This is a genomic window from Algoriphagus sp. (assembly GCF_013373065.1).
Taxonomy (GTDB): domain Bacteria; phylum Bacteroidota; class Bacteroidia; order Cytophagales; family Cyclobacteriaceae; genus Algoriphagus.
The window spans coordinates 79,023-90,491 of sequence record NZ_JABXIN010000004.1 but is presented as its reverse complement, the minus strand read 5'-3'; the positions used below and the strand labels follow the sequence as shown (position 1 = coordinate 90,491).

General features: G+C 41.7%; 11 protein-coding genes. 1 reads left to right on the top strand and 10 read right to left on the bottom strand.

Features of this window, described 5'->3' with window-relative positions:
- The 5 genes from HWE15_RS04350 to HWE15_RS04330 all read right to left on the bottom strand — a co-directional run.
- On the bottom strand, window positions 1-630 hold a 630-nt coding region (locus tag HWE15_RS04350), incomplete at its 3' end, for a putative Ig domain-containing protein (protein WP_290506282.1).
- A 422-nt stretch (window positions 631-1,052) separates the two neighbouring features.
- Window positions 1,053-2,801: a transcription termination factor Rho gene (gene rho / locus HWE15_RS04345; protein ID WP_290506281.1), complete on the bottom strand. Its 1,749-nt coding sequence runs from the start codon at window positions 2,799-2,801 to the stop codon at window positions 1,053-1,055.
- A gap of 181 nt (window positions 2,802-2,982) precedes the next feature.
- Window positions 2,983-3,675: a DNA repair protein RecO gene (gene recO / locus HWE15_RS04340; RefSeq protein ID WP_290506280.1), complete on the bottom strand. Its 693-nt coding sequence runs from the start codon at window positions 3,673-3,675 to the stop codon at window positions 2,983-2,985.
- Entirely contained in the window at window positions 3,672-4,259 is a 588-nt protein-coding gene (locus tag HWE15_RS04335) for a thymidine kinase (RefSeq protein ID WP_290506279.1), read from the bottom strand. The genes recO and HWE15_RS04335 overlap by 4 nt, the downstream gene beginning before the upstream one ends.
- A gap of 3 nt (window positions 4,260-4,262) precedes the next feature.
- Window positions 4,263-4,589, bottom strand: a complete 327-nt coding sequence (locus tag HWE15_RS04330; protein WP_290506278.1) for a 2Fe-2S iron-sulfur cluster-binding protein — start codon at window positions 4,587-4,589, stop codon at window positions 4,263-4,265.
- A 31-nt stretch (window positions 4,590-4,620) separates the two neighbouring features.
- Between HWE15_RS04330 and HWE15_RS04325 the strand changes: the two genes are divergently transcribed.
- A complete protein-coding gene (locus tag HWE15_RS04325) occupies window positions 4,621-5,712 on the top strand; it encodes a hypothetical protein (RefSeq protein ID WP_290506277.1) in 1,092 nt (363 codons plus the stop codon).
- Here HWE15_RS04325 and rodA read toward each other — a convergent pair.
- From rodA to HWE15_RS04300, 5 genes are read right to left on the bottom strand one after another with little or no spacing between them, the layout of a single operon-like run.
- Window positions 5,709-6,983, bottom strand: a complete 1,275-nt coding sequence (rodA, locus tag HWE15_RS04320; RefSeq protein WP_290506276.1) for a rod shape-determining protein RodA — start codon at window positions 6,981-6,983, stop codon at window positions 5,709-5,711. The genes HWE15_RS04325 and rodA overlap by 4 nt on opposite strands.
- The gene (gene mrdA / locus HWE15_RS04315) at window positions 6,984-8,786 is read right to left on the bottom strand and encodes a penicillin-binding protein 2 (RefSeq protein ID WP_290506275.1); all 1,803 of its coding nucleotides are present in this window, start codon (window positions 8,784-8,786) and stop codon (window positions 6,984-6,986) included.
- Entirely contained in the window at window positions 8,783-9,307 is a 525-nt protein-coding gene (locus tag HWE15_RS04310; RefSeq protein WP_290506274.1) for a rod shape-determining protein MreD, read from the bottom strand. Before HWE15_RS04310 ends, mrdA begins: the two co-directional genes overlap by 4 nt.
- A complete protein-coding gene (gene mreC / locus HWE15_RS04305; RefSeq protein WP_290506273.1) occupies window positions 9,297-10,133 on the bottom strand; it encodes a rod shape-determining protein MreC in 837 nt (278 codons plus the stop codon). The genes HWE15_RS04310 and mreC overlap by 11 nt, the downstream gene beginning before the upstream one ends.
- 7 nt (window positions 10,134-10,140) lie before the next feature.
- The gene (locus HWE15_RS04300; RefSeq protein WP_135076406.1) at window positions 10,141-11,169 is read right to left on the bottom strand and encodes a rod shape-determining protein; all 1,029 of its coding nucleotides are present in this window, start codon (window positions 11,167-11,169) and stop codon (window positions 10,141-10,143) included.
- Window positions 11,170-11,469 lie beyond the last annotated feature (300 nt).

Below are 11,469 nucleotides of genomic sequence, written 5' to 3'. Positions count from 1 at the left end.
GTTAATGATGTTGTAGTCGGTTCCAGGTGTTCCGGAGAAGGTCCACTGGTAGTTTGAGAATCCGCCTTGGGTTTCATAGGTTACCTGTTCGAGTTCACAGGTTGAGGCATCGGGCTGTGCGGTGAACGTCGGAGTTGGGAGTGAGTTTACATTAATGTTGCCTGTTTCCGTTTGCGTTCCTACGCAACTTCCATTGGTGGCTTCAATCAAGTATGAATAATTCCCATTGCTACCACTACCTGGTGTACCGCTGATTGTAAGGGTATTTCCTGACATTGAAAAGGAAATACCAGATGGTAAATTAGTAACGTCTACGTCTGGCGCACCAGTTATTTCATAAGTTATTGGTATAATTCCTACTCCTTCACATACTGTTTGATTATCTGTTCCACCAGGGGAGGTCAGGCTAATGGTACACGCAAAAACCTCCTCAATCCTAAAATTCTCTTGATTTTCAATTTCTTTTTGGGGTTCCGCGACCGGTGTAATTTCTTCCTCTTCTTCCGGTTCGAAAAGCCGAACAAAAGGTTGGAGTTCACTTAGTTTGATGCCTTTGGTTTGGGCATAGAAATTCCAGCTGAGAAAAATCAGTCCTATAAAAAGTAATACGCTGAGTAATGATCTACTCATAGGCCCTTGTTAAGCATTTAAATGCATTTTATCGGGTAAAAAATGCATTACAAATATAAGATATTTCTTTCGTAAGCCCTAATTTATTCGCTTGATTTTTTAGGTCTTACTACTTGATTATCAGTTAGCTTATAAAATATATCCCCTTTATATATATTTTATAAAACATGACTATATACTTTTTGAAATTCAATTAATATATAATCAAGTACATTATTTTGTTAACACACAAATTATATTTTAAATTTTACAGACAAAGGGATTCAAATCTATTGAAAATTTTGTTTTCTCCAAAAAATCAAGAAAATATTTGTAGCTGTATAGAAAAAGCAATATGGATGAGGGTATTCAAATTCAAAAGAAATGAAAAGACCCTGAAAGGAATACCAATCAGGGTCTAGTTCAATTTATTATTAATAGAATTATCCGTTCATGCTGATCAAGAACTCTGCATTGTCGCGGGTTCCTTTCATACGTTGAAGCAAGAATTCCATGGATTCTTGAGAAGTCATGTCGCTCATCAATTTTCGAAGGATCCAAACACGCTGCATCTCTTCCTTGTCCATCAACAAGTCCTCTCGTCGAGTACCTGAACTCAAGACATCGATGGCAGGGTAGATTCGGCGGTTGGCTAACTTTCTGTCCAAGGCCAATTCCATGTTACCGGTTCCCTTGAATTCTTCAAAGATCACCTCGTCCATTTTGGAACCTGTTTCCACCAAAGCGGTAGCAATGATGGTCAAGGAGCCTCCATTTTCTACATTTCGAGCGGCACCGAAGAATCGTTTTGGCTTATGCAATGCATTCGCATCCACACCACCGGAAAGGATTTTTCCAGAGCTAGGCACAACGGTATTGTGTGCACGGGCAAGTCTAGTGATAGAGTCCAATAGAATCACCACATCATGGCCTACCTCTACCATTCGCTTGGCTTTTTCCAAAACGATATTGGCCACCTTGACGTGGCGTTCGGCTTGCTCATCAAAAGTTGATGAAATCACCTCGCCTCGTACAGATCGCGCCATATCGGTTACTTCTTCTGGACGTTCGTCGATCAGCAAAATCATCAAATGAACTTCCGGATGATTTTGGGCAATGGCATTGGCAATTTGCTGCAAAAGGACCGTTTTACCTGTTTTTGGCTGGGCTACGATCATCCCACGCTGCCCTTTTCCGATAGGGGAGAAGAGATCCAAAATCCGTGTGGAATATCCATCAGGCTTAGTGGAAAGATTTAATCGCTCTTCAGGGAATAAAGGCGTTAGGTATTCGAATGGAACCCGATCCCGGATTTCATCGGTAGTTTTTCCGTTGACTGTTCCGATTTTTAGGAGGGCAAAGTATTTTTCTCCTTCTTTAGGTGGTCGGATAGACCCCTTAATATGATCTCCGGTTTTCAATCCAAAAAGTTTGATTTGACTTGGAGATACATAAATATCGTCCGGAGAGGCTAGGTAGTTGTAATCTAAGGACCGAAGGAACCCATATCCTTCTTGCATAATTTCCAAGACGCCCTCATTTTCGATGACTCCGTCAAATTCCCGCGGACTTACATAAGGTTTCTTTTTGTTGCCGGGAACAGTTTCTGCAGCAGGTGCTAAAACCTCATCTTGGGATTTGAAATTCTTTCGCTTCGGAAGTTCTACTTCTGGCTCAGCCTTTTGCTCAGCCGTTGGTTCCGGTTTGGTAGTTTCTTCTTCTTGTGAAGCCTTTTCTACATTGACCTCTTCAAATACTCGCTTTCGAGGACGGAATGTTTTTGGAGCATCCTCTGCTGCTTCAGCTGGTTTCTTTTCAGCTTTGTGTTTCGGCTTCTCAGCCTTTTCCTCGCGTTTAGGGCTCGGTTTTTCCTCGGAAGAAGGAGCCTCTGAAGGAGCTTCGGTCACATTTTGACGCTTGAATTTTGGTTTGTATTCAGCTTCCTCTTGAGGTTTTTCAGCCGACTTTTGGGCTGGTTTGGATTCTGGTTCTGGAGCTGGTTTTTCTTGGATCTCAGCTAAAGCGGGCTTTTTCTTGGGAAGGGCTTTCTCGGGGGTGATGGCTTGCTGGTCGAGAATAGCATAAACGAGTTCGTCTTTTTTCAAGGATTTGAAGTTTTTGACGCCCAACTCCTCAGCGATTTCCTTCAGCTCAGATAATAATCTGATTCTGAGTTCTTCTATGTTGTACATAAAGAGATGATGATAAATAAATAATGTGTGCTAAAATGCTAATTAGGAATCGTAAATGTTTTCGAAGCAAAAAAGAACTGCTGGAAAGTTTCAGACCAAAGTGGGCTGGCCTGTTCATTTACGGTATTGATGCAATATTACAGTTATATCATTGATTTAACAAATATTTATTTTTTACTTTTTATTCCTCCATAATTTGCCGTAAGACAGGAATAGATTTCCAGGGATGGTTCTGGTCCAATTGCTCCGAAAAGAAATCCAATAGGTAGTCTAGGAGTTTTCTCCGAATCACATGCGGTACTTTTGTCTTACATGTGAAGGCCTGTTCCATCAAATCATGCAGATAATCTGAAACCAGGGGGATTTCTTCGTGTGAAAATGGTAATGTCTTACTCTCTTCCAGAAAAATCGAAACCTCCTCTGGCCCAAAGCCCAAAAATTTTGCCAATTGAATCAAAAAAGCATGAGGATAATGCCGGAGCTCTATATCCGGTAAGTCTAAATAAAGCAAGGACTGCTTGATCCAATCAAACAACCATTCATTTTGGTAATTTTCATAAATGGATTTTCCGATACCTTCTGCTAAAAAAAGCGCAATGCCTGTTTTTCGAAAATCAAAAGGAATGTGCTGGTAGGGATTGCTGATTTTTGCTTCTGAAATGCGTTGTAATCCGGCTCCTTCTTTTTCGTAGACCACCAGATCTAAAAGCGTCATGGGTTGATAGAGGCCTATTTTTGATTTGTTTCCGGCTTTTCGAACCCCGTTGATGATATAGGATTTGAGGCCTAATTCGCGAGTGAAAATTTTTACGATCACGCTGGTTTCCCTATAACGGATGCAGCTGATGACGATTCCTTCGGTCTTTCGAATCATGGGCGCTTATCTTCCAAAAAGCATCTTCTGCATCGGGCTTCGTAGGTTTCTTTTTCACCCAGGACCACCTTTTGTCTAGAATCTGAAAGACGGAGGGAAAATGCTGCCAAATCCCCGCATTTCACGCAAATGGCGTGTACCTTGGTTACGTATTCTGCAGTTGCCATCAATTTGGGCATAGGTTCAAAAGGCTGCCCTTCGAAATCCATATCCAATCCAGCTAGAATCACCCGCTTACCCTGATTGGCCAATTGATTGACCACGTTGACGATACGGTCATCGAAAAATTGCACCTCATCAATCCCAACCACATCACAATCCCCAGCCAATAGCAAAATATCTTCGGCAAAATTGACAGGGGTTGATCGAATGGAGGTTTCATTGTGGGAGACGACTTCTTCCTCATGATAGCGGGTATCAATTTTCGGTTTGAAAATCTCCACTTTCAATTTGGCGATCTTTGCACGGTTTAATCGACGAATTAGTTCCTCTGTTTTTCCGGAAAACATGGATCCACAGATGACTTCAATCTGTCCTTTTCGCTCCGTATTTTTTGCTCCTCTGGGGGATCGTTCTACAAACATACCTCAGTCACTATACGCTAAATGGGGAAATTTATTGATTTCTGCCACCCGGATATGTAATTCTCCAGCTGGGAGTTCAGCCTGACAACAAAGGCGTTCATTGACTTTCAAGCGACCTTGATTTCTGAAAAAAAGCTCCCGGTCATTTGGAGGACTCAGGTTTTCCATTCCAGAAACTACAATCATTTTGCAACTGGTACAACGCCCTTTTTTACCGCAAGCATGCATCCAATCAATACCATTTTCATGAATTAATTCAATAACTTTACCCGAAGATTTCTCCGAATCTATGGTACGATTGTAGAGGTTTTCTATCACAATTCGGGGCATTTGTTCGTTGACTTTTGTAAATCACCAGCTAATGACAACTCAAATTAACAGCAATTATTTAGAAAAATACGCCAAAGATTACGCAGAGATCGTTTGTGATCGGTTTTATCAAAACCGCCAATTCAGTACAGGCCAGGATATCATTGGCTTAACTGCCTCAGTTCAAGTTAATTTTTTTGTGATCAAACGCTTGTTTGAACTCTGGCAGCAAGAGCTTCAGAAATTAAAAAGCAATCCCTATTTCGATTATCGGGATGTGGCCGTACATGAAGCGCTTACTCAATTTATGAATGTCCTTTCTCGCCGGATTAAAGTTGAGCGAACCCACCTACAGCCTTTGTTGGAATTTGCCGTTAAAAAATCCATCGAATTAGCGACCAATCCAGTGGCTTTTTACCAAGGAGAAATCGATCAGGCTCCTTCGCAAAAAATCAATGAGTTTTTGGTTGAAAATAAAAAGTATTACAAATGGCATCCTCAAGTCATTACTTTTTTGATTGATAAGACAGGTTTTGGACAAGATCCGCTTGCTTACAAAAAGGCGATAGCTGCTAATTACCAGGTGATCAAAGATCAATTAGAGTCGGTAAATCTTCTTTTGGCTACTCTGGGTGAAATCAAAGCCTTTAATTTGGATGCCTATCTCGAAGTAGCAAATGAACCTACTGCAGATTCCGAGAAAAAAGAGGAAGAAACCGAAAGTAATTCGTTTTTTGACGAAGTAGCTGAAGAGACAGCGCCAACTGAAACTGAGGTAGAAAAAGAGGAAGTACAATCTTCACCAATTCTGGAGACACCTCCAGTTGCACATTCTGGCGGGAAGTTGGATGCTGGAAGAATCAAATCCCGTTTTGCTGCAGAGAGCTATAAGGGAATGAAAGGACTGATCGGAGAATTGTCTGAAAGTCTTGCGATAAATCAGCGTTTCATGTTCCGTAAAGAACTTTTTGAAGGTAATGATGATCTTCTGACCCATGCATTGAAAACCCTAGATACTTGTCAATCTTTCGATGAAGCAATTGAGGTCATCAATGTTCGCTATTTAACTGAACTAGGCTGGGATGAAAATTCAGAACCTGTTGAGGAATTCCTTCACGTGGTGTATCGGCGTTTTACCGATTAATTGATCCGGCCGAGTTGCTGTGATCTGGAAGCATCCAGTTTGACAAAGATGAAAAGCAACATGGTGAATGACCAAAGAGAGGAACCTCCATAGCTAAAAAAGGGAAGGGGAATTCCAACTACTGGGAAAAGACCAATGGTCATGGAAATATTAATCATGAAGTGAAAAAAGAGAATTGAAATTACGGAATACCCATAAATCCGGGAAAAGCGGGTTTTCTGTCGCTCTGCCATGATGACCAATCGGTAAAGCAAGGCCACAAATAAGCCAATCACAATAAAGCTCCCTAACCAACCAAATTCTTCACCTAGGGTACAGAAAATAAAGTCAGTGTGCTGTTCCGGCACAAAGTCAAATTTGGTTTGCGTGCCTTGCAAATATCCTTTCCCCAAGAATCCTCCCGAGCCAATGGCTATTTTGGATTGGGTCACATTCCAGCCCACACCCAGGGGATCGATATCTGGGTTAAAAAGCACCATGATCCGGTTTTGCTGGTGTGGAGGTAATTTCGAAACCACCCAATCTATACTATAGGTATACCCGATCATCATCAGGGCAATTGCTCCAAATGCAAGACTCCGCTTCCAAGAACGCTTTCCTATAGACATCAGGATCAGGGCTAGAATTGCAATTGCAGCGACGAGGTATAAGTTGTTTTCAAAGCCCAAGGCCAAAAGAGTCAAGGCAATAAAACCTATGCCCAACACATAATACCATTGTGGTAATCCCTCCCGATAAAACATGATCAAAAGGGAAAAGTAAACCATGGCCGTCCCGGTATCAGGCTGAAGTAAAATAAGAAGTACGGGGAGCAACAAGACCCCAAAAGCAATCATTTGGTTCTTGCTTTTGGTCAAATCGAAGGTCGGCCTTTCCATGACTTTTGCCAGGGCAAGTGCCGTGGCAAATTTTGCGAATTCCCCAGGTTGAATTCGAAACGAACCTACTCCGATGGATAAAACCTGCCCGTTAACTTCTTTTCCAAAAACAGGGGTCAGAATTAATATCCCTAAAAAAACCAGATAGATGGGTAATGCGAGATTTTCAAATAACCGATGGTCTGCAGCCAGGATCAAGATGATCAAAACCACGGAGATCCCAATTCGCACAAGCTGTTGTCCGGAATTGATGGACATGTCAAACATGCTTTGAGGGGCTTGACTGTCATAGACCGCGGCATAAATATTAAACCAGCCGATAATCACCAAGGCAAAATAGATGACTACTACCAGCCAGTCTACGCGATTAATAGGGATATCGGGTTCTCTCATTTAATATATAAAGTTTCCTGCCAACACATATTCTTCCAAGGCTGGTCGGGTGATTTGTCCTTTGATATATTTTTCGATCATCAAAGAAGCTGTACTTGCGGCCGCTCTTCCTCCCCATCCTGCGTTCTCCACATATACTGCAATGGCGATTTTAGGATCATCTTTTGGCGCAAAAGCCACAAATACAGAATGGTCCTCTCCATGTGGGTTTTGAGCAGTACCTGTCTTTCCTGCGATCACCAAATCTTCAATAATGGCTCGGTTGGCTGTTCCGTAAAGGGCTTCTGCCATCGCATCCTGAATTAGATCGAAGTGCCTTGCATCTACGCCCACTTCGTGTTTGGTTGTGAATTTAGCCGGGATACGAGTGGCGTCTCCATCTACCGCTTTGATTAGATGAGGTGTGTAATAATAACCTTTGTTGGCAAAAATGGCAGCTAGGTTTGCCATTTGAAGAGGGGTAACCAATAATTCGCCTTGGCCAATCGATAAGGAATAAATCGTGGAATATTTCCATCGCCCTTCGCCGTAAACTCTGTCATAAAGTTTACTTGAGGGGACATCGCCTCCATATTCACCAAGCATGTCTACCCCAAGTCTTCCTCCCAATCCAAATTTCAATACTTTTTCCCGCCAAGCGTCAAGACCAATTTCGGTATCCTTGAATGTATTGGTAGATATCTCACGATTGATCATTCTGCGGAACGCCTGATGGTAATAGGGGTTGCAGGAGTTTCGGATTGCTCCAAACAAATTGACAGGAGAAGGGTGATTATGGCAAGCCACCAAGGATTTATTGCAAGCATAGGTGGTTTCTGGCGTAAGAATACCTTCCTGTAGTCCAATTAAACTCTGAACTATTTTGAACGTAGAGCCTGGAGGATAACGAGCCATGATCGGACGATTCAGAAAAGGCTTGCTATTCAAAGAATTTAAGATAGAGTAATTTTTACCGAAATCTGCTCCAGTTAGTTCATTGGGATCATAATAAGGCGCAGAAATAAAAGCCAGAATTTCCCCGGTTTTTGGTTCTATGGCCACCACGGATCCTGTTTTTCCCTGCATCAGGTATTCTCCATATAATTGAAGATCCCGATCAAGGGTACTGGTCAAGTTTATCCCTGCCACGGAAGCTGTATCATAGGCCCCGTTTTTAAAAGGTCCTTTGTCTACACCACGAACATTGACCATTTTGTATTTCACTCCTTTTTTCCCGCGAAGCTCGTCTTCATAGAAACGCTCCATCCCGCTGAGCCCTACATAATCGCCTTGCTCATAGTAATCGGTTGTGTCTCTTTCAAGTTGTTGAGCATTGATTTCGCCAATGTATCCCAAGGCATGTGCAGCAATTGGGGTGGGATAGGAACGGACTGATCGGGTGGTGATAAACAAGCCAGGATAATCGATTAGAAAATCCTGAATTTTTGCAAAATCAGTCGTGGAAATCTGCTTAATCAAAGGGGAAGGTTTTACCCAAGAATATTTTCTAGCCGCATTGTAAGCAGTAATCAATTGCTCTTTTTCGATTCCGAAAATATTCAGAAATCGAGCCGTGTCTTTTACGGTAAACTCTTTCGGGACGACCATTAAATCAAAAATCGGATTGTTGTAAACCAACAATTCTCCATTTCGATCATAGATAAGACCCCTGTAGGGATGATCGATTACACGTTGAATCGCATTTCGCTCTGCTTTTCGCGAAAAACTATCATCGACAACCTGAATCATAAAGAGTTTGGTTAAGAGTACCAAACCCACCAAGAAAATGATAATAATAATGACAAACGGCCTTTGGTCGTTCATAGAATTCCCCTCCTTCTTTTAAAGAACAACGCCTGTACAAGTATAGCCAAAAGCGCCGTCAAAATCGAAGAAAAGAAGCTTTTGTTTAGAATATTAAACAAGCCCATTGTGCCCCATTGATCAACGGTGAAAAAAAGAAGAGAAAACAAAAAGGTCATCGGTAGAATATAGGTCAGGTACCATCCTGTTCCCATTTCTTGTAGTGTAGGTTCCGTACCCTCATCATAACCACCCGTTGGGCTGATGGCCCGCAGCCATAAGGGGCGAATAAAGCCTATCAAGGTCGTTCCCGCTGCATGAATGCCTCCCGTATCATAAAAGATATCCACAACTAAACCCAATCCAAAACTAAGTAGGATTAAGGAAATAGGGGGCATATTTACAGGCATGTGGAGAATGAGGATTAGGTAAAGGAAACATAATCCTACGCCAAAAAGTGCAAGGTTTTTGAAAAAGAAAACTTGAAGTACCAAAAGAACAATTCCCCAAGCCAAGTAAGAAAATAACTTTCTAATATTCATCGCTGATTTCGGCTTTTTGGTACAAAGAATCCAGTTCGCTTAGTTGGGTGTTTTCAACCAGATATACATGATTGAGTTTACTAAAATCAGCACTTAATCGTACACTAATGTCGAGATAGTTTTGATCGTCGGCAGGGGAAACATTACTGATTGTTCCGATTAAAATTCCTTCTGGGAAGATGGCATTATAGCCGGAGGTGACGACTGTATCTCCGGGGCTGGCTGATACATGGCGTGGCACGTAAAGCATTTTGGCCTCTTGAGGATTGGCTCCATCCCAATTAATCGAAGCAAAAACGTCACTGGATTTTATTTTTGAAGAAACTAAAAGTCCAGTATTCAATAAGGAAATTCCTACCGAATAATTTTTAGAAACGGCTTTTACTCTGCCTACGACTCCTTCATTACTAAAAATCCCCATTCCCTCTTTGACGCCTTGATTGCTTCCTTTATTGATAGTTAGGTGATTTTGGGTAAGACGAAGTGTTTGGCCTACAATACGAGCGCTTTGAACTGTGTAAGTAGCACGAAATGCAGAATCCAAGCCTTCCTCCGAAATAGAGTCAGCAGGAGTCAAAAAAGCAATTTTCTCGAGTAACTCTGCATTTTGTGAAGCCAAGTCCTGATTTTCATCTGCCAAATTGAAAAAGCCAACCAGGTCGGATTGCGTCTTCAATAAGCTTCCGGTAATTGCCATGGAACTATTAAAAAATGCTGCCCCTTGAGGCGAGTTGTTGCGGACAACCATCCAAATGGCAATGATCTCCAAAAAAACAAACAATAAAAAGGCCCTTAATCGATAAAGGAATTCTAAAATGCGTAGCATTCAGGCTTTAAGTCATCAATACAGTTCGGAAATTTTGTAGGTTTTTCAAGGCAGTACCTGTTCCTCTAACCACTGCGCGAAGTGGGTCTTCAGCAATGTGGATAGGAAGTTTGGTTTTTTGATGAAGTCGCTTATCAAGTCCTTTTAAAAGTGCTCCCCCACCTGTAAGGTGAATGCCATTGTCATAGATGTCTGCCGACAATTCAGGTGGAGCAATTTCCAAGGCTTTCAATACTGCTTCCTCAATTTTGGATACAGATTTATCCAATGCAAAAGCAATCTCAGAATAGGAGACCTTGATGACTTTCGGAATACCTGTCATCAAGTCTCTACCTCGAATTTCATAATCTTCAGGAGCTTCGTCCAATTCAGTCAAGGCAGAACCAATGGCGATTTTGACTTTTTCAGCAGATCGCTCACCAATCAATAAATTATGCTGTCTGCGCATGTAGTCAAGAATGTCCTTGGTGAAGGTGTCACCTGCTACGCGAATGGATTGATCAGCAACAATTCCTGACAGAGCGATCAAGGCAATTTCAGTAGTACCCCCACCGATATCCACGATCATGGATCCCATCGGTTTTTCAATATCGATCCCGATACCAATCGCAGCGGCGATTGGTTCAAAAATCATATAAACTTCCTTTGCACCTGCATGCTCGGCAGAGTCGCGCACAGCTCTTTTTTCCACTTCTGTAATACCGGAAGGAATGCAGATTACCATTCGGTGTGATTGTGGAAACATTCCTTTTTTCTGACCAGGGATCATTTTGATTAACCCACGAATCATTTGTTCTGCAGCATAAAAGTCTGCAATCACACCGTCCTTTAGCGGACGAATTGTTTTGATGTTTTCGTGTGTTTTTTCATGCATGTTCATCGCCTCCCTACCTACGGCAAGAACCCGGTTATTGGTCTTATCAATAGCAATGATGGAAGGTTCGTCGACCACGATTTTATCCTTATGGATGATCAGCGTATTGGCTGTTCCGAGATCTATGGCGATGTCACTTGAAAAAAAATCAAATAATCCCATGTTTAAGCTTGGTGTTTTTTAATGGTATGCAGTTTGGAAAGTCTAACAACGGTAACAAGTTACGCATTTATTAAACGGAGGTCGGCAAAATTATTATCTTCTTGCCATAAAATTGAATCATTGGGGATATTTTTTGACTGAAAATAAAGAATAAGGGAGCTTGCTACCATAAATCCTGAAAATTGACCTTAAATCTTTCAAAATCATTCTTCTTTACAATTTTCATACGGGGTAGAAAATTGTTTTTCGATTAAAATTATTTTACCTTTGTGCCGTATTCGAAAGTTTCTAGAGGGGACC

Coding starts and splice junctions, on each gene's coding strand:
- mrdA (WP_290506275.1), bottom strand. CDS start 8,786: ATGAACGACCAAAGGCCGTTTGTCATTATTATTATCATTTTCTTGGTG.
- HWE15_RS04335 (WP_290506279.1), bottom strand. CDS start 4,259: ATGTTTGTAGAACGATCCCCCAGAGGAGCAAAAAATACGGAGCGAAAA.
- HWE15_RS04300 (WP_135076406.1), bottom strand. CDS start 11,169: ATGGGATTATTTGATTTTTTTTCAAGTGACATCGCCATAGATCTCGGA.
- HWE15_RS04330 (WP_290506278.1), bottom strand. CDS start 4,589: ATGCCCCGAATTGTGATAGAAAACCTCTACAATCGTACCATAGATTCG.
- rodA (WP_290506276.1), bottom strand. CDS start 6,983: ATGAGAGAACCCGATATCCCTATTAATCGCGTAGACTGGCTGGTAGTA.
- HWE15_RS04325 (WP_290506277.1), top strand. CDS start 4,621: ATGACAACTCAAATTAACAGCAATTATTTAGAAAAATACGCCAAAGAT.
- HWE15_RS04310 (WP_290506274.1), bottom strand. CDS start 9,307: ATGAATATTAGAAAGTTATTTTCTTACTTGGCTTGGGGAATTGTTCTT.
- mreC (WP_290506273.1), bottom strand. CDS start 10,133: ATGCTACGCATTTTAGAATTCCTTTATCGATTAAGGGCCTTTTTATTG.
- recO (WP_290506280.1), bottom strand. CDS start 3,675: ATGATTCGAAAGACCGAAGGAATCGTCATCAGCTGCATCCGTTATAGG.
- rho (WP_290506281.1), bottom strand. CDS start 2,801: ATGTACAACATAGAAGAACTCAGAATCAGATTATTATCTGAGCTGAAG.